The 20,757-nt window shown below is 51.5% G+C and carries 18 protein-coding genes; 12 read left to right on the top strand and 6 right to left on the bottom strand.

Going from position 1 to position 20,757, the window contains the following annotated elements:
* Positions 1-181 precede the first annotated feature (181 nt).
* A complete protein-coding gene (locus INP79_RS10675; protein ID WP_228519871.1) occupies positions 182-3,145 on the top strand; it encodes a DUF6701 domain-containing protein in 2,964 nt (987 codons plus the stop codon).
* Positions 3,146-3,189: 44 nt separating this feature from the next.
* Here INP79_RS10675 and INP79_RS10680 read toward each other — a convergent pair whose 3' ends face one another.
* From INP79_RS10680 to INP79_RS10705, 6 genes are all read right to left on the bottom strand, one after another.
* On the bottom strand, positions 3,190-4,650 hold the full coding sequence (locus tag INP79_RS10680; protein WP_194754255.1) for a bifunctional 2-methylcitrate dehydratase/aconitate hydratase: 1,461 nt from the start codon (positions 4,648-4,650) through the stop codon (positions 3,190-3,192).
* Positions 4,651-4,794: 144 nt separating this feature from the next.
* Positions 4,795-5,964: a 2-methylcitrate synthase gene (gene prpC / locus INP79_RS10685; protein WP_194754256.1), complete on the bottom strand. Its 1,170-nt coding sequence runs from the start codon at positions 5,962-5,964 to the stop codon at positions 4,795-4,797.
* A 34-nt stretch (positions 5,965-5,998) separates the two neighbouring features.
* Positions 5,999-6,874, bottom strand: a complete 876-nt coding sequence (gene prpB, locus INP79_RS10690; protein ID WP_194754257.1) for a methylisocitrate lyase — start codon at positions 6,872-6,874, stop codon at positions 5,999-6,001.
* A 23-nt stretch (positions 6,875-6,897) separates the two neighbouring features.
* Positions 6,898-7,896: a CoA ester lyase gene (locus INP79_RS10695; protein WP_194754258.1), complete on the bottom strand. Its 999-nt coding sequence runs from the start codon at positions 7,894-7,896 to the stop codon at positions 6,898-6,900.
* A gap of 2 nt (positions 7,897-7,898) precedes the next feature.
* Positions 7,899-8,957 carry a MaoC family dehydratase gene (locus INP79_RS10700; RefSeq protein ID WP_194754259.1) on the bottom strand — a complete coding sequence of 353 codons (1,059 nt, stop codon included), beginning with the start codon at positions 8,955-8,957 and terminating at the stop codon, positions 7,899-7,901.
* 11 nt (positions 8,958-8,968) lie between these two features.
* Positions 8,969-9,850 (bottom strand): CoA ester lyase, encoded by an 882-nt coding sequence (locus INP79_RS10705; RefSeq protein ID WP_194754260.1) that lies wholly within the window; start codon positions 9,848-9,850, stop codon positions 8,969-8,971.
* Positions 9,851-10,035: 185 nt separating this feature from the next.
* Between INP79_RS10705 and INP79_RS10710 the strand changes: the two genes are divergently transcribed.
* From INP79_RS10710 to INP79_RS10760, 11 genes are all read left to right on the top strand, one after another.
* The gene (locus tag INP79_RS10710; RefSeq protein ID WP_194742225.1) at positions 10,036-10,770 is read left to right on the top strand and encodes a GntR family transcriptional regulator; all 735 of its coding nucleotides are present in this window, start codon (positions 10,036-10,038) and stop codon (positions 10,768-10,770) included.
* Between the two features lie 146 nt (positions 10,771-10,916).
* Positions 10,917-12,119, top strand: coding sequence for a malic enzyme-like NAD(P)-binding protein (locus tag INP79_RS10715; RefSeq protein WP_194754261.1), 1,203 nt, complete (start codon positions 10,917-10,919; stop codon positions 12,117-12,119).
* Between the two features lie 11 nt (positions 12,120-12,130).
* Positions 12,131-12,529 carry a succinate dehydrogenase, cytochrome b556 subunit gene (sdhC, locus tag INP79_RS10720; RefSeq protein ID WP_194754262.1) on the top strand — a complete coding sequence of 133 codons (399 nt, stop codon included), beginning with the start codon at positions 12,131-12,133 and terminating at the stop codon, positions 12,527-12,529.
* A gap of 1 nt (position 12,530) precedes the next feature.
* Complete coding sequence (gene sdhD, locus INP79_RS10725; RefSeq protein ID WP_194754263.1) at positions 12,531-12,884, top strand: succinate dehydrogenase, hydrophobic membrane anchor protein; 354 nt, start codon at positions 12,531-12,533, stop codon at positions 12,882-12,884.
* A gap of 10 nt (positions 12,885-12,894) precedes the next feature.
* The gene (gene sdhA / locus INP79_RS10730; RefSeq protein WP_194754264.1) at positions 12,895-14,685 is read left to right on the top strand and encodes a succinate dehydrogenase flavoprotein subunit; all 1,791 of its coding nucleotides are present in this window, start codon (positions 12,895-12,897) and stop codon (positions 14,683-14,685) included.
* Position 14,686: 1 nt separating this feature from the next.
* On the top strand, positions 14,687-15,448 hold the full coding sequence (locus INP79_RS10735; protein ID WP_194754265.1) for a succinate dehydrogenase iron-sulfur subunit: 762 nt from the start codon (positions 14,687-14,689) through the stop codon (positions 15,446-15,448).
* Positions 15,449-15,457: 9 nt separating this feature from the next.
* Positions 15,458-15,745 carry a succinate dehydrogenase assembly factor 2 gene (locus INP79_RS10740; protein ID WP_194754266.1) on the top strand — a complete coding sequence of 96 codons (288 nt, stop codon included), beginning with the start codon at positions 15,458-15,460 and terminating at the stop codon, positions 15,743-15,745.
* Positions 15,742-16,872 (top strand): CoA ester lyase, encoded by a 1,131-nt coding sequence (locus INP79_RS10745; protein ID WP_194742162.1) that lies wholly within the window; start codon positions 15,742-15,744, stop codon positions 16,870-16,872. The genes INP79_RS10740 and INP79_RS10745 overlap by 4 nt, the downstream gene beginning before the upstream one ends.
* 216 nt (positions 16,873-17,088) lie before the next feature.
* Complete coding sequence (locus INP79_RS10750) at positions 17,089-18,738, top strand: acyl-CoA synthetase (protein WP_194754267.1); 1,650 nt, start codon at positions 17,089-17,091, stop codon at positions 18,736-18,738.
* A gap of 25 nt (positions 18,739-18,763) precedes the next feature.
* A complete protein-coding gene (locus tag INP79_RS10755) occupies positions 18,764-20,269 on the top strand; it encodes a fumarate hydratase (RefSeq protein ID WP_194754268.1) in 1,506 nt (501 codons plus the stop codon).
* Between the two features lie 90 nt (positions 20,270-20,359).
* Positions 20,360-20,683, top strand: coding sequence for a hypothetical protein (locus INP79_RS10760; protein WP_194754269.1), 324 nt, complete (start codon positions 20,360-20,362; stop codon positions 20,681-20,683).
* The last annotated feature ends 74 nt before the right edge of the window (positions 20,684-20,757 follow it).

Here is a 20,757-nt window from a genome sequence, read left to right on the forward strand (position 1 = left end):
GCTTTTTTATTTTCTAGCAGTGGTTAAGCAAAATGCTCACTGGCGTCAGTTTCATATTCCTGGGACCTGATTGGCTCGCATATCGTAATAAGAAGCGAAAAAACATTTGTTAACACATTTATGTTTTTAAGTTTAATGTTGGTAAAATAAGTTAACTAATGTTTTGTTTTGGTTCTCTTATATGCATTTGGCAGGCCTGGTTTTCAGCGTTAAAAAGTGGGTTTATTGTGTACGTACCATCCAGATTGTTATTGGTGTATTGCTATTGCTTGCCAGTGGCTATGTCGAGGCCATGTATTCCTTTCCGGCTGCACCAAGTGCGCCAATGCCGCCAGGATGTAGTGGCAGTGGAGGTGTATATACGTGTACTGGTTTCATTAATATTCAAGATCAGGTGCAGTTTCTTGATATTGGGAATGTTTCAATTACCGTCAATGGTGCTTTGAATATAGGCGCTTATCGCATTGGCAGTGCATCGCAATCAGCCAATGTCACGTTTTACAGCAATGGTACGGTCACATTGAACACTACAACCTTATACGCAACGATCAATGCAGGCATCAATGCGGTGACGGTATATGGCGCCTCATATATTCGTGGCAATCTGCTGATTTCAAATGGCTCAATCAATGCCGCTGGCACGATACAAGGGGATGTAATCAGTAGTGGTTTTGGCGCTATCTTTATGGCACAAGATGCCGTGGTCAATGGCAATATTGCTGGCAGAACCGGCCCGGTCACACTCTCGCGGGCGGTTGCAGTCAATGGCATGCTGAGCACGACGACAGGCAGCATCAATCTTGCTGGCTTTAACACGATTGCAAATGGGGTGAATTGTGCTGGTTGTTACATGTTTGTGAATGGCCAGAGCAACGCTTTATCAGGCAATGTCAGTGTCGGTAGCTTGGATGGGGGATCCTCACAAAATAGCACTTATTACGGCGCTATTAATGTGCAGGCGGGCTACCTCACATTAGGCAATGGCACGACCGTGCAAGGCGATGTAAGTGTCACCGCCACCGGCTTAATGCATGCGAGTATGACCATTTACCAGACCGTTGTTCAAGGCAGTGTTAATGTACGCTCCGATATTGATTCGGGTGTGTCTTTATATAGCGGCTCTACCATTAATGGCAGCGTGCAGGTGACGAATACCAATGCGCTGACAGCTTCAGTCAATAACAATGTGTATATTGATAGCCAATCAGTGATTAACAACTCGGTGACCGTGACCGGCGGTATTGATAACTACGGCAGGATTACCGGCTGCGCAAAAAGTAGCGCCAATAATATTTGGGCCATCAAGATGGAGTTTAACTCAAACACGGGCGGGGTTTGCTGTGCAAATAATGGCACATGCTCCCAAAGTTCTTGTGTGTTTAACCCATTCAACTATGTTGTGCGCAAATGTACTACGCCAGCCGCTAAATTTAACTGCATTGATCCCTCTGTGGCGAATCCGAATGCAGCCAATGGTCATTTATTCACACAGGTAGTAAACAGTGCGTTTAGTGCAGACGTGGTTGCGCTTGCGGCAGATAACAGTGTGAATACCGATTTCGTGGCTGTAGGGGAGGCCAGTAAAACGGTTGAAGTGAAATGGATTGATTGTGGTGACCCTGCAGTATTGATTAATCAAACCTGTGGCGGGACCCGGACAACGCTCTTGACGCAGAATGTAACTTTCAGCAGTAGTAACCTAGGGCGTAAGGGTGTTTCTACAACCATCACCAATGCTTATAAAAATCTGCGTTGCCAGGTGACAGACGCCAATGCTACCCAGCAGGTTTCGCTGTCTACGGATAACTTTGCCGTGCGGCCTGCTAGTTTTAACAGTATGAGCTCAGGCAATGCCAATGCGGACGTTGCCAATGGCGTCAGCACCAGCAACAGCCCGGTGATTAAAGCGGGTAGTGGCAAGTTCGATATGACCGTCACTACCGGCTTATCTAACTATAACGGCACGGCCAAAATTGATAATAATCTGATTGCCGCGCATCCCGGTGCACTGCGTACTGGCGCATTGTCTGGTACATTTGGCCAGGCGAGCAATGGCGCGAGTACCGGCGCTGACTTTATTTATGATGAAGTTGGATATTTTAAATTTAATGCACTGGGGATTTATGATGATACGTTTACCCAGGTTGATGCAACCTCAGATTGCACACCGGGCTTTGTTGCCAGCAATAATAAACAAGCCTGTGCTTTTGGCTATGCGCCGAGTACCAATGTCTATATGGGGCGCTTTGTGCCCGATCACCTCCAGGTAACCCTGCTTAACTCAACCAGCAATGCTTGCGGTACTTTTTCATATTTTGGCCAGGACAGCAGTACACTGCCAGCCATCACCACAACATTTACGTTGACGGCACAAAATGCAGGCAACGCCACCACCCGGAATTTTACGGGGACGTTTTCTGCTATTTTTGATCTGCTCAACGTCGATAATTATCATTTTTCACTCTCGCCTCAGGTGGGGGCGACGCTGGGGTTGAGTGCGGCTCCTTCGTCATTGAGTGGTAGCTGGGGTGCAGGCGTTGCCAACGTCACCGCTAAACAATCTATCAGTCGACCTCCTGCAGCTGTGACGCCGCAGAGCATGAGTGTCTATGCACAGCCGCAATACACAGAGGCGGGCGTGCTGGTCTCTTCGACACCAACGCTGCTGGCTTCGAATCTGGCTTATCGTTACGGTAAATTGACGCTGCATAATGCGCATGGCTCTGAACTTTTGCCCTTGCCCGTGCAATTGGAAGCGCAATATTGGAATGGCACAGCTTACGTGAGAAACCAGGCAGATAGCTGTACGCTCATCCCGTCTTTAAGTGTGGTGCTTAAAAATTACAAAGGTAATTTAACGGCCTGTGAAACAACCTTGTCGTCCAGTGCAAGCATGAGCCGCGGGTTATTAAACCTGAAACTCAGTGCACCTGGGGTTGCGCAAAATGGTATCCCGAATACGGGGAGCATGGATGTAGAGGTCAATCTGGGGGCTGCGGCAAACGCAGACCGGACTTGCATTACGCCATTAGAAGTGCCTGCGATCAGTGGTGTGTTACCCTGGTTCGGAGCCGTAGATCCTGTTGCGCGAGCAACATTCGGCATTTATAAAACACCTATCGTCTATATGCGCGAAAGTTTTTAAGCGCGGGTTGTGTACGCAGCCAATTGACTGCGTACACGTCGTGTTTAAACCATCAGCATATCCACAAACTGATTGACTGAAGTCGCTTCCAGTTTGGCCTGATCCTGGCATAAGGCCAGAATCTCAGCTTGTTTGCCTGCATCAAAACGGCGTGCCAAATTCACCTTGAATTTTTTCACCAGCTCCGGGATGCCTTCACCACGGCGGCGGCGGTGGCCAATCGGGTATTCCACGGCGATATTGCTGGATTGTGAGCCATCTTTAAAGAAAATCTGGATAGCGTTGGCAATTGAGCGTTTTTCCGGGTCAAGGTAGTCACGTGTGTATTCTGACTTCTCTACACAAGTCATTTTGTCACGCAGGGCATCAATGCGTGGATCGGCAGCAGCCTCATCTTCGTAGTCCAACGCCGTCAAACTGCCTTTGAGCAAGCCTACGGCAGCCATATATTGAATACAGTGGTCGCGGTCAGCAGGGTTATTCATGGGACCAGTTTTATCAATGATACGGATCGCCGACTCATGGGTGGTGATGACGATCTTGTCGATATTGGCAATATCGTCCAGTGATTGCAGGCGATTGCCGACTTCCTTGTTCAGCTGGAATGCAGATTCCACAGCCGTTTGCGCATGAAACTCGGCTGGGAAGGAGATTTTGAACAATACCTGCTCCATCACATAGCTGCCGTAAGGGCGCTGGAACTTGAAGGCATTGCCTTTAAATAGCACATCATAAAAGCCCCAGGTTTTTGCCGTTAAAGCGCTTGGATAGCCCATTTCACCTTGCAAGGTCATCCAGGCCAGGCGTACCGCGCGTGAGGTGGCATCGCCTGCTGCCCAGGACTTACGGGAACCGGTATTCGGACTATGGCGGTAGGTGCGCAAGCTTTGACCGTCTACAAAGGCGTTAGACACGGCATTGATGATGTCTTGTTTATTGCCGCCCAGTAATTTAGTGACCACTGCTGTGGAGGCAATCTTGACCAGAATCACGTGATCCAGGCCCACACGGTTAAAACTATTTTCTAATGCCAGAACGCCCTGAATTTCGTGCGCCTTGATCATCGCAGTCAGCACATCTTTCATGGTCAGTGGCGCCTTGCCTTCAGCCACGTGTTTGCGTGACATATAGTCGGCAGAAGCCAGGATGCCGCCCAGGTTGTCAGAAGGGTGGCCCCATTCTGCTGCCAGCCAGGTGTCATTAAAATCCAGCCAGCGGATCATGGCACCGATGTTAAAGGCTGCCAGGATCGGGTCCAGCTGGTAAGAGGTCCCTGGTACTTTGGCGCCATTCGGCACAACTGTCCCAGCAATGACTGGCCCCAGCAGTTTGGTACAGGCGGGGTAATCCAGCGCTTCGAAACCACAGCCCAAGGTATCCATCAGGCAGTTACGGGCGGTGTCATAAGCTTCGCTGGAGTTGATTTCAAAATCTGCCACGTAGTTGGCAATATCCACAATCACCTGGTCCGGGTCAGGGCGAACGTTAGAAATATGGGCTGACATGTTTGTTACCTTTATCAATAGGTTAAAAAGTAATTACTGTGTTCTTCAAAACTCATTCACGGCTGAATTTAGGCGTATCTCGCTCTTGATGTTTGCCATTGCAAAGCATGGAGTAACGAACAGGGTGTGTTTAAATTCAGTAGATTAGCGCTGTATGATTGGCACAAACGCTCTGTTATCCGGGCCGTTGTATTCCGCATTCGGACGAATAATTTTGTTATCTATCCGTTGCTCAATCGCATGAGCCACCCAGCCGGTGGTGCGTGAAATCACAAAGATCGGTGTGAACATGCCGGTCGGGATGCTCATCATGTGGTAACTGGAGGCACTGTACCAATCAAGGTTGGGGAACATTTTTTTCTCGTTCCACATGATTTCCTCAATGCGGGCCGAGATATCAAATAGCTGCATATTGCCGGCATCTTTACACAGCGATTGACTGACAGCTTTAATCGATTCATTACGCGGGTCGGCAATCGTGTATACCGGATGGCCAAAACCAATAATGATCTCTTTGCGCGCCATCCTGGCTTTGATATCCGCTTCAGCTTCATCCGGCGTCTGGTAGCGTTCGATAATCTCCATTGCTGCTTCATTGGCACCACCATGTTTGGGACCGCGCAGGGCTCCAATCGCGCCGGTGATGCAGGAGTACAGGTCAGACAAGGTACCCGCGATCACGCGTGAGGTGAAGGTTGAGGCGTTGAATTCGTGTTCTGCATACAATACCAGTGAGGTATTCATGGCCTTGATATGCAACTCAGACGGTTTTTTGCCATGCAGGATATGCAGGAAGTGGGCAGCAATCGAATCGTCATCGGTTTCTACATCGATGCGTACGCCACGGTGGCTAAAGTGATACCAGTAAATGAGGATGGAACCGAAACAGGCAATCAGGCGGTCACCTAATGCCTGTGCGCCAGCGGTATTGCGGTCAACGGCCTCCGGTTCTAGTGTCCCCAACATTGAACAACCCGTGCGCATTACATCCATGGGATGCGCATTGGCAGGAATCTGTTCCAGTACGGCTTTAAGTGCACTGGGCAGGCCGCGTAGCTTTTTGAGCTTTTGGTGATAAGCGGTGAGTTGCGGTTGGGTGGGCAACTCGCCGTATATCAGCAAATAAGCGACTTCTTCGAATGTGGCATGTTTAGCCAGTTCGATGATATCGTAACCACGGTAATGCAAGTCATTACCGCTATGGCCCACGGTACAAATAGCCGTGGTGCCTGCAGCCACACCCGCCAGTGCCACGCCTTTTTTGCGTTTAGGGGCTTCAGTCGCTGCAATAGTTGGATCAGTGGTGGTGTTCATAACTAACCTCCTTGTTTCTGGTCGCGTGTGTTGATTATTTATACAGCGCGTCTAGTTTCTGTTCAAAAGCGTGATAACCCAGGTGCTCATACAGGTCGGCACGCGTTTGCATCAGGTCCAATACATTCTTTTGTGTGCCATCCTGGCGCACGCCTTGATACACTTTAAGCGCAGCTTGATTCATGGCGCGGAAGGCTGATAACGGATACAGCACCATGCCTACGCCAGCGGTGGCCAGTTCGCTTACGCTAAACAACGGTGTAGAGCCGAATTCGGTGATGTTCGCCAGTACGGGCACTTTCACTGCATCAACAAACTGCTGGTACATGCCAAGTTCTGTCATGGCCTCCGGAAAAATCATGTCGGCGCCAGCTTCAACACAGGCACAGGCGCGATCAATAGCAGATTGCAATCCCTCTACGGCCAGCGCATCGGTGCGCGCCATGACGATAAAGTCATCATCTGGTTTGGCATCCACTGCGGCTTTGACGCGGTCTACCATTTCATCCAGGCTGACAATCGCTTTATTGGGGCGATGGCCGCAGCGTTTGGCACTGACCTGGTCTTCAATATGCACGGCGGCCGCACCTGCTTTGGCGACACTTTTAATCGTACGCGCAATATTGAATGCGCCACCAAAACCGGTATCGATATCGACCAGCAAGGGTGTATCTACTGCATCGGTAATGCGGCGCACATCGACCAGTACGTCTTCGAGGCCAGAAATACCTAGGTCAGGCAGGCCTAAAGAACCTGCTGCCACGCCACCACCGGACAAGTAAATGGCTTTAAACCCGGATTGTGTGGCCAGCATCGCGTGATAGGCATTGATGGCACCGATAATCTGTAATGGTTTTTCAGCGGCCAAGGCTGCGCGGAAACGACCGCCTGGCGTGTTGGATTGCGTCATATTTGTTTCCTGTTGATTGGCGGTTAAAAGAAAGCGTGTTCAGCGTCTTCCGGCATGGTGACACCAGTTTGCTTGGCTTTTTGCAATACTTCCCAGAAGTAACGATAAGTGGCGCGGTCATGCAGCTCTCCTGCGTACTGAATCGGGCCCCAATCGGCTGCTTGCGCTGCCAGCAAGATATTGGCGGCATCCGTCACTTCGTCATAGTTCGGTTTCATGGCATCGACAATGGCTTGAATCTGGGTCGGGTAGATGCTCCACATGCGCATAAAGCCAAACTCATTGCGTGCGCGTGAGGCGTCGCTATAAGTCACTTCAACGTTTTTCAGGTCTAGAGTGACATTGTGCGCAGGCACCACACCGTTGGCCAGTGCGGCTGAGACCACTTCAGTTTTGGCGCGTGCCAGCAAGCGGTGATCAAACTGGCCAGGGCTGCGCATGGCTGTTGCCGGGATGGCCCCGTGGTGCGCACTGACAAAATCCATGAGGCCAAAGTCCAGCACTTGCAACCAGGGCAGTTGTGCAATCTCGTGCACTTGTCTTAATGCACCGTGGGTTTCAATCAGGATATGCACCGGGATTACCCGGCGAATGCCATGTTGTTTGGCCACTTGCTGGATATAGGCGATCATTTCGCGTGCTTGTGCGATATCGGTACATTTGGGAATGGTGATATAGCTCAACACTTCACCTGCGCCAGCGACCAGGATGTCGATGTCTTGTTTCCAGTGCGGATGCGTGTAGTCGTGAATACGTGCCCCGGCCATTTTGTATTTGTTGGCTTCGGAATTCAGTATGCGGACGATCATTTCTGCATGTGCTTGTTCCTGACCACTGGCTGCGCCATCTTCGCAATCACAGGTGATATCAAATACCGGGCCTGCAGCATTAGGCGTAGCCGGGTCTTGGAGTGACAAGGCTTTCAGGATCAACTTTTCGCTACCGGCAAAATGTTCACACGCCGGAATGACCGGGAACGGTTTTTCACCGCCAAAAAGTGCCTGATTTGGATGAACAGCCATGTTTAGTTTCCTTTGCGTGGAATAAGAACGGTATAGTCGAGATCAAGCACCACGTGCGGGTGATAGCCCTGCGTGGTTTTGATGTTTTCCAGGGTGGCTGGCGGCATATTTTTGACACCGACCATGCGTAAGCGCAATGCGCCTAACTCAGGATGGGGCAGGGCCCATTTATCCAGTACCTTGGTCAGGCAATAAATGGTGTCACCCGAATAACTTGGATTGGCATGGGTGCCACCGTTAATGGCCAGGATGGCAATCGCGTTTTCCAGGCCTTCATAACTGAGGGCACGACAAGCCGAGATCACCACGCCGCCGTATACCAGGCACTGGCCCTGTGGTGTGCTTTTCATCAGGTGCGCATCAAAGTGCAGGCGCGCATTGTTCTGATATAAGTGCGTGGCCATGGTATGGTCACTTTCATTGATGGTCAGGCCAGAAGGGTGGCGCATGCATTCACCCACTTCGTAATCGTCCCACCAGTATTGACCAGCTGTGGCAGTGCCCAGGCTGTTATTTAGCTTGAAGTGGGCTGGCACAGCTAATGATTCAGGGCTGACAAACTCTGGTAGCTCAGGGATAACAGTGTCAGGCGCTGGCGCCTCCTGGTTTTTCTTGTGCACCATCACCCAGCGCACCCAGCTCAGCACCGGTTGTTGGTGCTGGTTGAGGGTGGTTGAACGTACCCAGACCACGCCACTTTTGCCGTTGGAGTTTTGTTTCAGGCCAATGACCTCGCTTGAGGTCGTCAGCGTGTCGCCCACATATACCGGTTGTATAAACCGTACATCTGCGTAGCCGAGGTTGGCGACGGCATTGACTGAAATATCGGGGACCGTCTTGCCAAAGGCAATATGAAATGCCAGCAGGTCATCAACCGGCATCTGCGGGTAACCTAGCGATTGCGCTAGCGGCGTGCTGCAATGTAAGGGGTTGCGTGCGCCTGTTAGCGCAATATACAGCGCCGTGTCACCTGTAGTGATGGTGCGCGGCGTGGCGTGCTGGATGGTCTCACCCAGTACAAAATGTTCGAAAAAACGTCCGGTGTTGATTTTTGTGCTCATTTTCAACTCCTTTATATGAACTCTTCTTCCAGCTCGGCAATGGCCTCTGCCAGTTGAATCAAGCGTTGTGCGGCTTTGATATGGTGGTGTTCGACCAGTTTGTCATTCACCACCACCGTGCCGCGCCCACCCTCGTTAGCTTCCTTAAGGGCTTTGATAATCAGCCGTGCATGCTCAACTTCTGCGCGTTGCGGCGTGTAGGCATCATTGCAGTAAGCAATTTGCGCCGGATGTACCAGCGATTTGCCATCCATACCTATGTCTCGGCCTATGCGACAGGCGTATTCAAATGAATGCATGTTCTTGAAATCTGACGTAATACCATCAATCACACCTTTGCCGTAAGCGCGGGCTGCCAATACCACCAATGATAATGAGGTCAGGATGGCGGAGCGCTCATGTGTCACTCGTGCGTGTAGTTGTGAAATCAGGTCTGAGGTTGCCATCACCATACAGATCACGCGGTCTGAGGCTGCGGCAATTTCCTTGGCATTTAGCACGGCCAATGGGCTTTCTATCATGACCATCATGGGTACATTTTTGCCGCCAGCTTCATCTAATAACTGCTGCGCCTGCAATACATCTTCACGCGACTCAATATTGGGGAACAGGATAGCATCAGCACCAATATTGGCCACTGCTTTAATGTCGTCATGGCCCCAGATGGAGTGCAAGTCATTGACGCGCACAACCACTTCTCTTTTGCCGTAGCCACCTTCTTTGACTGCATTGACCACATTGTGGCGAGACTGGATTTTGGCGTCGACCAGAATAGGGTCGCCCAGGTCAAGAATGACAGAGTCTGCCGCAAGCGTGCGTGCACGTTCCAGATAATGCTGATTGCAGCCGGGAACATATAGCATCGAGCGTCTGGGTCTGAGTGCATATGACATGGGGTTTCCTTTGTTGCGGAAAGAAATTAGATTCATTATTCATGAATAAAAAAACTGTGTCAACAAATATCTTATGTCTTATATAAGATATAAAATAGTGGACAATAAAAACACTCTGTGATATAAATTAAAAAACTTATTTCAGGTGCAATTAAATGGTGCCAATCATGAACGGAGTCGAATCTATGGATAAGCAGTTAGGGTCGCCAAGTTACAGGCCGCTGTATGACCAGATCAAAGTGCTGATTACGCAAAGTCTGATCGGAGGGGAGTGGCGTCCTGGAGATATGATTCCGAGTGAAATTGATCTCGCTCAGCGTTATAAGGTCAGTCAGGGCACGGTGCGCAAGGCGATTGATAGCCTGGCCACGGAGAATATCCTGATTCGCCGTCAAGGCAAGGGGACCTTTGTAGCAACGCATAACCAGGATGATGTCAGATTGCGCTTTTTGCGTTTAACGGCAGAAAGTGGGCAGAAAGAGCAGTTGCAAAACGAGTTTCTTTCCTGTGTAAAAAGCAAGGCTAGTGTGCATATCGGTAAGGTGCTGGAAATCAAAGCAGGCGCGACCACTATAGACGTCAAGCGCTTGCTGACGTTCTCGGGCCGCCCGCTGATTTATGACCATATTATTGTGCCTGCCGCACCTTTTAAAGGTTTGAACCGCGCCAAGGTGGAAGAAAGCAATGGCTCGATGTATAGCATGTATGAGTCGCAGTTTGGCGTGCGCATGATCCGAGCCGAAGAACGCATTAAAGCCGTGGCTGCCGATGCAGAGGTGGCTAAAGCGCTAGGCTTGAAAGAGGGCTATCCATTATTAAGTATAGAGCGCGTGTCGTTTACCTATGGCGATAAACCGATGGAGTGGCGTTTGGGTTTGTGTCTGACTGACGATCACCACTACATGAGCGAGTTGGAATAGGGCGACTTTTGAAAACGCATTTTCGCGTTGTTGGACTTCGCTTGCCGTACTGATTGTACTGTCTGCGCTCGTCCGCCTAGCCAAAATACATTTTGAAAAGTCTTGGTCGATGCAAAGACTGTCGCAATAAAGAAAGAGGTTAATGAATGGACGATTTAAAGCAACGCGCGCTGGATTACCACCAGTTTCCCAAACCAGGGAAGCTGAGCGTGGAGTCGTCCAAGCCTTGTGCTACGCAACAGGATTTATCGCTGGCTTATACGCCGGGTGTGGCTGAGCCAGTGCGTGAAATTGAGGCAGATCCGGCCAATGCCTATAAGTACACGAATAAGGGTAATCTGGTAGCAGTGATTACCGATGGCACTGCGGTGCTGGGTTTAGGCAATGTGGGGGCGCTGGCAGGCAAGCCAGTGATGGAAGGCAAGGGCGTGTTGTTCAAGCGCTTTGCGGATATTGACGTGTTTGATATTGAGGTCAATGCCGCGACGCCGGACGAGTTTATCCAGACTGTGGTGAATATTGCGCCGACGTTTGGCGGCATCAATCTTGAAGATATTGCCGCGCCGCACTGTTTTTATATTGAAAGTGAGTTAAAGAAACGCCTGGATATCCCGGTGTTTCATGACGATCAGCATGGCACGGCTGTGATTGTGGCGGCCGCTTTGTTGAATGCGCTTGATCTCCAAGGCAAAACGTTGCCCCGCGCCAAAATTGTGTTTTTAGGCGCGGGTGCAGCGGGTTGTTCCTGTGCCAAGCTGCTCAAGTTAATGGGCGCCACCAACATCACCATGGTCGATCGCAAAGGCGTGCTCGATCACAGTCGTGATGATTTACATGACAACAACCGCGAACTAGCCATTGCAGCAGGCGGCGTTCAAACGCTGGCGGATGCCATGCTAGGCGCCGATGTGTTTATTGGCGTCTCGGCAAAAAATGGATTGCCGGCCGAGCTGGTGAGCCGTATGGCGGCCAAGCCGGTGATTTTTGCCCTGGCCAATCCTGACCCTGAAATTTTACCCAGCCAAGTATTTGCCTTGCGCGATGACGTGATTATGGCCACCGGCCGCAGTGATTTCCCTAACCAGGTCAATAATGCCTTGTGTTTTCCTTATCTGTTCCGCGGCGCACTGGATGCCCAGGCAAAACAGATTACCGAGCAGATGAAAGTTGCCGCAGCACAGGCACTCAGCCAATTGGCGCGCGAGCCCGTGCCTGCGCAGGTGCTAGAGGCGTACCAGTTACAGTCATTATCGTTTGGTAAAGACTATATTATCCCTAAACCATTTGATCCACGTTTGATGGAATACGTGGCTGGCGCCGTTGCGCGTGCGGCCAATGCAGGCGAGTAAGAGCATTCAGCATGATTGTAACGAAGCAAAAAAAACAGCGGCCCAAGAATCTGGATTTATTCACGATCCGCTTGCCGGTGAATGCCGTGGTGTCGATTTTGCACCGCGCCAGTGGTGTGGTGCTGTTTCTGATCCAGCCGCTGTTGTTATGGACCTTGTATTTGTCCTTGTCCAGTGCGCAGGGCTACGCCACTGTGGCTAAGCAACTCGCGCAATGGCCGGTGAGGTTGTTGATTACTGCCTTGGCCTGTGCTTTCTTCCATCATTTTTATGCGGGCATCCGCCACCTGGCCATGGATGTGCACTGGATGACGACCTTGCAAAAAGCGCGTTTCTCCAGCCGCGTGGTGTTGTGGCTGGTCGCCGTCACCATGGTGTTTGTGATTTGGGCGATTTGGGTGAGAGGCTAGCATGCTGTTTGAGTTACTGACGGCCAAATACCCTGGCATGCGACGCTGGCTGACACAGCGCTTGTGTGCGCTGTCGATGGCGGTGGTGTTGCTGTTGTTGTGGTTGCGTGTGATGTGGTTATCACCACAGAATTTTAGTGAGTGGCAAGCCTTGTTTGCGCCACTGTGGTGGCGCCTGCTCACGCTATGGTTTTTTGCCTGCATGCTGCTACATGCCTGGTTAGGGGTGCGTGATGTATTGCGTGATTACGTACCGCATTTAGGCATCCGCAACGTGTTGCAATGGCTGGTGAATATTGCGGTATTTGGCAATGCGCTGGCAGTGATATGGATTTTATTTGGAATGGATTTTTAAGGTGAGTGGCATGACCAATACAGCCAATACGACCGGTGCAAGCAAACTTCAGCATCATCAGGTGGATGCCGTCATCATTGGCGGTGGCGGTGCAGGCCTGCGCGCAGCGCTGCAACTGGCTGAGTCGGGCGCCGATGTGGCCGTATTGTCCAAGGTGTTTCCAACCCGCTCACACACTGTGGCGGCGCAAGGTGGTATTGCGGCAGCCCTGGGCAATGTGTCTGACGATAACTGGTTGTGGCATATGTATGACACCATCAAGGGCTCGGACTACCTCGGCGACCAGGATGCCATTGAGTTTATGTGCCGCAATGCAGCCAAAGCCATTATTGAGCTGGAGCACTTTGGCATGCCGTTTGACCGTTTGGAAAACGGTCGCATTTTCCAGCGCCCATTTGGTGGCATGACGCGCAACTTTGGCGAAAAACCGATTTCACGCACCTGCGCTGTGGCTGACCGTACTGGTCATGCCATGTTGCACACGCTGTATCAGCGCAACGTGCAAGCCAATACCCAATTTCTGATCGAATGGTTTGCATTGGACCTGATTCGCGATGCGGACGGCGATGTGCTGGGGGTGATCGCCCTGGAAATTGAAACTGGCGATATTCATGTCATTCACGCCAAAGCCACCATGCTGGCGACGGGCGGCGGTGGACGTATTTTTCAGGCCAGTACTAATGCTTATATCAATACCGGCGATGGTCTGGGCATGGCCGCACGCGCTGGCTTGCCTTTGCAGGATATGGAGTTCTGGCAGTTTCACCCGACCGGTGTATTGAATGCAGGGGTGCTGATTACCGAAGGCGTGCGTGGTGAGGGCGGTTATTTAGTCAATAGCGAGGGAGAACGCTTTATGGAGCGTTATGCGCCCAGTGCCAAAGACCTGGCTAGCCGAGACGTGGTATCGCGCGCCATGGCGACTGAAATTAAAGAAGGCCGCGGCATCGGCAAACATAAAGATGCGGTATACCTGAAGCTGGACCATTTGGGCGAGGACATTATCAGCAAGCGCCTGCCTGGTATTCGTGAAATTGCCAAAACCTTTGCCGGGGTTGACCCGACGAATGACCCTATCCCGGTGGTGCCGACAGCGCATTACATGATGGGCGGCATTCCAACCAACCTCGATGGCCAGGTGGTGGTACACGATGGCCAGTCTGAACGCGTGGTCAATGGCTTGTATGCCGTGGGTGAGTGTGCCTGTGTGTCTGTGCATGGGGCCAATCGTTTAGGCTCGAATTCTTTGCTGGACCTGGTGGTGTTTGGCAAAGCAGCAGGCGACAAAATGGCAGCCGATATCGCCGCCAGCAAAGCCCATAAACCCTTACCTGCCAATGTCGCGGATGCCACGCTGGCACGTGTGAACCGGTTGGAGAGCGCTAGTGCTGGCGAAAAAGTAGCCGAAGTCGGCTTGGCCATGCGCCAAACCATGCAAAAACACTGTGGCGTATTCCGCTTTCCCGAGTTACTGGAAGAGGGCGTCAGTGCGATTCAGCAAGTTGCCCAGCAAGCACAGCACTTAAGAATTACCGACAAAAGCAAAGTCTTTAATACCGCGCGCGTTGAAGCGTTGGAATTGGATAACCTGATGCAAGTGGCACTGGCCACCATGCAAGCCGCGCATGCCCGTCAGGAGAGCCGTGGTGCCCATGCCCGCGAAGATTATCCTGAGCGTGATGACACGCACTGGCTCAGCCATTCACTATATTTTGCCCATGAGCAAAAGCTGGCCTACAAGCCCGTGCGCCTGCAACCATTGACGGTTGAACCATTTGAGTTGAAGAAAAGGGTGTATTGATATGCGTTTCTCTATCTACCGCTTTAACCCGGACGTAGACAAAAAGCCCTATATGCAGGATTACGACGTCACGCTGGAAGACAGTGACCAGATGCTGCTGGATGCCTTGATGCGCATTAAAGAGCTGGACGAGTCGCTCAGCATGCGTAAGTCCTGTCGTGAAGGCGTCTGCGGCAGTGATGCCATGAATATCAACGGTAAAAATGGCCTGGCCTGCATTACCAAACTCAGTGAGTTGCAAGAGCCTGTGGTGTTACGCCCTATGCCTGGCCTGCCAGTGATCCGTGACCTGGTTGTCGACATGACGCAGTTTTTTGACAACTATCACTCAGTGATGCCTTACCTGCAAAACCATGACACGCCGCCAGACACCGAGCGCCTGCAAAGCCCGGAAGACCGCGCTAAGCTGGATGGTTTATATGAATGTATTTTGTGCGGCGCCTGTACCACCTCTTGCCCGAGTTTCTGGTGGAATCCGGACAAGTTTGTCGGCCCAGCTGGCCTGATGCAGGCCTATCGCTTTATTGCCGACAGCCGTGACCAGGAACAGGATGCGCGCCTGGAAAACCTGGAAGATCCATATCGTTTGTATCGCTGCCACAACATTATGAACTGTACGGATGTGTGCCCGAAAAAGCTCAATCCGAATGCGGCGATTGCGGCGATTAAAGATCTCAAGATTGAAAAGGCCAAAGCGCATAACGAAGCCAAGTCTGGCAAAAATGGGCCTGGCAAGAAGATCTTTGGTATCAAGGTGTTATAGGAGCGACGTATGTTGAATGCTGAGATTTTACGGGAAGCAGAGCAGCGGCGCCTGGCATGGCGTTGCCGTCGCGGCATGCTGGAGCTCGATATTGTGTTACAGCGTTTTGTCAGCGAACACTTTAGTGGGCTGACCCTGGCTGAAATGGAACAATTGGATGCCTTGCTCGAGCTACCGGACAACGTGTTCTGGGATTTGATCCAGGGCCTGAATCCGCAACCTGCGGCAACACAGGCCGCTGCCATCCTTGAAAAATTAAGAGCAAGCCGGCCGACGGCAGAACAGGAAACCGCATGAGTCAGCATATGGGAGAAGAGCCAATTGCACTGGATGCCAGCGCATTGGGGGATTACTGGCCGGGCATACAGCTGTATTACCCGCCGGTGAAATATGCGCCCAGCCTGGGCATTTATGAAGATATGGAGCAGGCGGCTAATCGCATGGTCAAGCATGCGCATTTCACCAATGCCCATACGCTGATTTTTGACCTGGAAGACGGCTGTCGACAAAAAGAAATGAGCCGTACCTTGCTGCGCCAGGAGTTACCCAAGCTGCGCAAGGTGAATGAACGCGTGACCATTGCCATTCGTGCCAATTCTTTCCGTACTGATGAGTACGAAGAGGATATGAAACTGGTGCGCGACATGGGCGAGTATATCGACGTCGTCATGCTGGCCAAGGCCGGTGAGTCCTACGGTGCGGCTGAGGTGCGTGATCTGTCCAGCTTTTTGCTCAGTATCAATCCGCATATCACCATACAGCCGATTATCGAGCACCCGAAGTCGCTCAAAATCGCACCGGAATTGATGCAATACGATACCGTGAAACACGTGGTATTTGGGATTCATGACTTTTCCAAAGCGCTGGGCATACACATCACGCCCGAGCACTGGATTGAAGAGTTGTTTTATTTTATCAATCAATTGATTTTTGAAGCCAGGATCGCCGGTAAAGGCGTGATTGGCGGCGTGGAAACGCTTATTGGCAGCAACATCATGCCGGACAAATTCGTCGAGCCACATGATGTACGCCGTTGGCTGGATTTGCATGGCGATAATGAGTCACGCGTGGTGTACAAGCACGCCTGCCAGGAGGCTGCCATGGGGCTGACCGGCAAGCAGGTGATTCACCCCGGCCATATTCATTTGTGTAAAACCGCTTATACACCGTCGCCGACAGAAATTAACCAGAAAGTGGCTATTTTAAAAGCGGCGATTGAGGCGGATGCCTTGCTCGGTGGTGCGATCAAGTTCGATGGTGAAATGCTGGATCCGCCCATGTTTGGTAAAGCCTTGCAGACCTTGCTGCGTGCGCATGCCTTGCGTGCACTGAAAGTCAGCGATATGGAATTTGCATTGCATGTATTGCAGTTGATGCCAGCACAAGTAGTGCGACAAAACTGGCCCTACGGCATCCTGTTATAGATCAATGGCTGCGCGGGCGAATCACGGCGTTGCGCGGTACTCGAAATCCTCATGTACTTTAAGTACATTCCGGTTTCTGTGTTCCGTGCGCCTTGTGCTTCATCCCGCTCGCTCATTGATAGGGTGAGAGAAGTTTAAAAAAAGCATTTTCAAAAGAAATGCAAAATCAGCATCGCATAAACCATGCATGCACAGAGCGAATGGAAAGGTTTGAACATGACACAGTTAGCCCCTTATCCACAATGGCAATGGGAAATCCCTGAATTTTTCAATATCGGGGTGGCGTGTAGTGATCGCCATTTAGGCACGGCCAAAGCCGATGAAATCGCCATGATTGTGGAAGATGATACCTTTGGTACCAGCACCATCACTTTTGGCGAACTGGCTAGCCGTACCGACCGCTTTGCCCAGGTATTACGTGAGTTGGGTGTGGCGCCGGGTGACCGTGTCCTGATCCGTTTGCCTAATAGCCTGGATTATCCGACGGCCTTTTTGGGTACCATGAAGACGGGGGCGATTTCGGTGCCAACGTCTACGTTGCTCACCGCAGAAGAGGTGGCTTACCTGGCGAAAGATTCTGGTGCTGTCGTACTGGTGACCGATGCCGCTGCCTGGGCCGGGATGTCGGCCAAAATGCAGCAGAATATTTCACAAACCCCTAACCTCAGGCATGTCGTATTGACCCAATTGCAGGGCGAGCTGGTGGATTCGACGGTGTTTAATGTGTTGTCCCTGGAGGCCGCATTGACTGCCGTGCAAACCGTTGCCCCCGCTTATGCCACCCGTGGTGAAGATGCCGCCTACCTGGTCTATACCTCCGGTACGACCGGGTATCCCAAAGGTGTATTACATGCGCACCGCGCGTTGCTGGGGCGCCAAACGGCTGCCCAATACTGGTTTAACTACAGCGAAACTATGCAAGACCGCATCATGCATTCTGGCAAGTTTAACTGGACCTATGTGCTGGGCACTGGCCTCATGGATCCTTTATATCTGGGCAAAACAGTGATTGTGCATGAGGGTAAAAACGATGCGCAAAAATGGCTGGAGCTAATCGCCAAACATGGCGCCACTATTTTTATTGGTGTGCCAACGATTTACCGTCAACTGCTGCAAAAAACCAAGGCTACCCAAGCAGATATTCCCAGCGTGCGTCATTTTATGAGCGCCGGTGAGCATTTGTCCGACGAAGTGCTGACGCAATGGCGTGAACGATTTGGCTTGGATATTTATGAAGCCGTGGGCATGAGTGAGTTCTCATACTACTTGTCGCAAAGTGTGTTCCGGCCGATTCGTGCCGGTTCGGCAGGCTTCCCGCAACCGGGGCACGATATTGTCCTGCTTAACCCTGAGACGCGCGAACTCGTGGCCGAAGGCGAAGAGGGCATGATCTGTGTGCCGGACACTGACCCCGGCTTGTTTCTCAACTATTGGAACCTGCCGGAAGAAACCGCGAAATACAAACACGACGGCTATTTCTTTACCGGCGACTATGCCAAATACGATGCCGATGGTTATATCTGGTTCCTGGGCCGCAAGGATGACATTATCAAGAGTTTTGGTTACCGCGTGTCGCCGTACGAGATTGAGCGCGTGTATAAAGGCCACCCAGCTGTGGCAGATTGTGCGGCTGTGGGCGAAGAGCTTGAAAAAGATAAATTGCTGGTGGTGATTTATGTCATCCCCAAACCGGATGCCGAGATTGCGCCGGAAGAACTGATGGCGTTTGGCAAACAGCATCTGGCCGCTTACAAGGCGCCTAAAACTGTGTATCTGGCCAAAGAGTTTCCACGCACCAAAAATGGTAAAATCTTGCGTAAAGATGTAAGCCCCGCCATTGCCTATTTAAAAAGCAATGCCCGTTGAAAGATGCCGCGTTAAAGAACACACAATGGCCCTGATTAAAACCCAAGACTTTATCGAGAGTGTTGCTGATGCCTTGCAATACATCTCTTACTACCATCCGGAAGACTATATCCAGGCGTTGGCGGCTGCCTATGAAAAAGAAGCTTCTCCTGCCGCCAAGGATGCAATTGCCCAAATTCTGACCAATTCGCGTATGTGCGCAGAAGGCAAGCGCCCCTTGTGCCAGGATACCGGCATTGTGGTGGCCTTTATCAAGGTAGGCATGCAGGTGCATTTTGAAGGCGATATGACGCTGGAAGAGATGGTCAATGAAGGCGTACGCCGCGCTTACCTGCATCCAGACAATATGCTGCGAGCCTCTATTGTGAACGACCCGGCAGGGGCACGCAAAAATACGCGCGATAATACGCCAGCCATTACCCATGTTGAGATGGTGGCCGGGGATACCGTCGATATCCAGATCGCGGCTAAAGGTGGCGGCTCTGAGAATAAATCCAAACTGGCAATGCTGAATCCTAATGAAAGCATCGTCGACTGGGTGTTGGAAGTCGTACCAGAGATGGGCGCGGGCTGGTGCCCGCCCGGCATGCTGGGCATAGGTATAGGTGGTAGCGCGGAAAAAGCCATGCTGCTGGCCAAAGAGTCGCTGATGGCGCCGATTGATATTCAGGAGTTGCAGGCACGTGGCGCGCAAAATCGTATAGAAGAGCTGCGGCTGGAGCTGTATGAAAAGGTCAATCAGTTAGGCATAGGCGCGCAGGGACTGGGCGGTTTGACGACCGTGCTCGATGTGAAAGTTCTTGACTATCCCACTCACGCCGCCAGTTTGCCGGTGGCGATTATCCCTAACTGTGCGGCAACACGCCACGTGCACTTTACGCTGGATGGTTCCGGTGTGGCTGAACTGACGCCACCAAATCCTGATGTGTATCCTGATGTCCACTGGGCGCCCAGCCCACAAGCCAAACGTGTGAATCTGGAAACCGTGACGCGTGAAGAAACGCAGACCTGGAAAACCGGGGATACCTTGTTGCTCACTGGCAAGATATTGACGGGCCGTGATGCTGCGCACAAACGCATACAAACCATGCTGGCCAACGGTGAGTCCTTGCCAGTGGATTTCACCAACAAGTTTATTTACTACGTCGGCCCGGTAGATGCGGTGCGCGATGAGGCCGTTGGTCCAGCAGGCCCAACGACAGCAACGCGTATGGATAGCTATACCGATATGATGCTGAACACCGGCTTGTTAGGCTCGATCGGTAAAGCCGAACGCGGCGAAGAGGCGTTGGTCGAGATCGCCAAACACAAGTCAGTGTACCTGATGGCTGTTGGTGGCGCTGCTTACCTGGTCAGCAAGGCGATTAAAAAGTCGCGTGTGCTGGCCTTTGCAGAGTTAGGCATGGAGGCGATCTATGAGTTTGAGGTGGTCGATATGCCGGTGACGGTGGCGGTGAGCGCGGATGGTGAATCTGTGCACCAGACCGGCCCGGCACAGTGGAAGAAAACCATTGCCTTGCAAGCCGTTTAATCGCCGCCAGTAATGTGAGCGCAATCACTGAGACTGCGCACGAATTGGTGAAAGATACGTCATACTACTAAGCGTCAAAATGGAGTGAGTATGATAAAAATAAACACTGGGGTAATGGGTTTCGTGGCTGGTTTGGCCATGAGTCTGGGTTTGCCTGCGCATGCCGAGTCTGCGCTGGAATATTTTACGGATAGCACTGGCCGCTATAGCGGGCCCACGCTGGAAGATCAGGTCGCCTTGATGGATACCGACCACAACGGTTTTGCCGATGTGTTTGAAGTACGGGCCTACCTGGAAAAACAGCATGGTAAAGGCTACCAGAAAGAATTGCTGGATAAATGGGAATCGTCTGCCTACGGTAAGAGTTGCAGCACGCCATTTGCCAAAGAGTTATATGGAGACAGTACGCGCTAAGCGCACGTGACAGTGTTGTTTTGTTGCTGTGGGCGGCTGTCATTTTCATCAATTGCCGGAATGTTACAAGCAGT

Source organism: Methylophilus sp. QUAN (genome assembly GCF_015354445.1).
Lineage (GTDB): Bacteria > Pseudomonadota > Gammaproteobacteria > Burkholderiales > Methylophilaceae > Methylophilus.

Bases quoted from the DNA above. Each gene is read 5' to 3' on its own strand.
- prpB (WP_194754257.1), bottom strand. From the start codon at position 6,874: ATGACGCAATCCAACACGCCAGGCGGTCGTTTCCGCGCAGCCTTGGCC.
- INP79_RS10760 (WP_194754269.1), top strand. From the start codon at position 20,360: ATGATAAAAATAAACACTGGGGTAATGGGTTTCGTGGCTGGTTTGGCC.
- INP79_RS10680 (WP_194754255.1), bottom strand. From the start codon at position 4,650: ATGTCAGCCCATATTTCTAACGTTCGCCCTGACCCGGACCAGGTGATT.
- INP79_RS10695 (WP_194754258.1), bottom strand. From the start codon at position 7,896: ATGGCTGTTCATCCAAATCAGGCACTTTTTGGCGGTGAAAAACCGTTC.
- sdhC (WP_194754262.1), top strand. From the start codon at position 12,131: ATGATTGTAACGAAGCAAAAAAAACAGCGGCCCAAGAATCTGGATTTA.
- INP79_RS10735 (WP_194754265.1), top strand. From the start codon at position 14,687: ATGCGTTTCTCTATCTACCGCTTTAACCCGGACGTAGACAAAAAGCCC.
- prpC (WP_194754256.1), bottom strand. From the start codon at position 5,964: ATGAACACCACCACTGATCCAACTATTGCAGCGACTGAAGCCCCTAAA.
- INP79_RS10700 (WP_194754259.1), bottom strand. From the start codon at position 8,957: ATGAGCACAAAAATCAACACCGGACGTTTTTTCGAACATTTTGTACTG.
- INP79_RS10750 (WP_194754267.1), top strand. From the start codon at position 17,089: ATGACACAGTTAGCCCCTTATCCACAATGGCAATGGGAAATCCCTGAA.
- INP79_RS10675 (WP_228519871.1), top strand. From the start codon at position 182: ATGCATTTGGCAGGCCTGGTTTTCAGCGTTAAAAAGTGGGTTTATTGT.
- INP79_RS10715 (WP_194754261.1), top strand. From the start codon at position 10,917: ATGGACGATTTAAAGCAACGCGCGCTGGATTACCACCAGTTTCCCAAA.
- INP79_RS10745 (WP_194742162.1), top strand. From the start codon at position 15,742: ATGAGTCAGCATATGGGAGAAGAGCCAATTGCACTGGATGCCAGCGCA.
- sdhA (WP_194754264.1), top strand. From the start codon at position 12,895: ATGACCAATACAGCCAATACGACCGGTGCAAGCAAACTTCAGCATCAT.
- sdhD (WP_194754263.1), top strand. From the start codon at position 12,531: ATGCTGTTTGAGTTACTGACGGCCAAATACCCTGGCATGCGACGCTGG.
- INP79_RS10710 (WP_194742225.1), top strand. From the start codon at position 10,036: ATGGATAAGCAGTTAGGGTCGCCAAGTTACAGGCCGCTGTATGACCAG.
- INP79_RS10705 (WP_194754260.1), bottom strand. From the start codon at position 9,850: ATGTCATATGCACTCAGACCCAGACGCTCGATGCTATATGTTCCCGGC.
- INP79_RS10755 (WP_194754268.1), top strand. From the start codon at position 18,764: ATGGCCCTGATTAAAACCCAAGACTTTATCGAGAGTGTTGCTGATGCC.
- INP79_RS10740 (WP_194754266.1), top strand. From the start codon at position 15,458: ATGTTGAATGCTGAGATTTTACGGGAAGCAGAGCAGCGGCGCCTGGCA.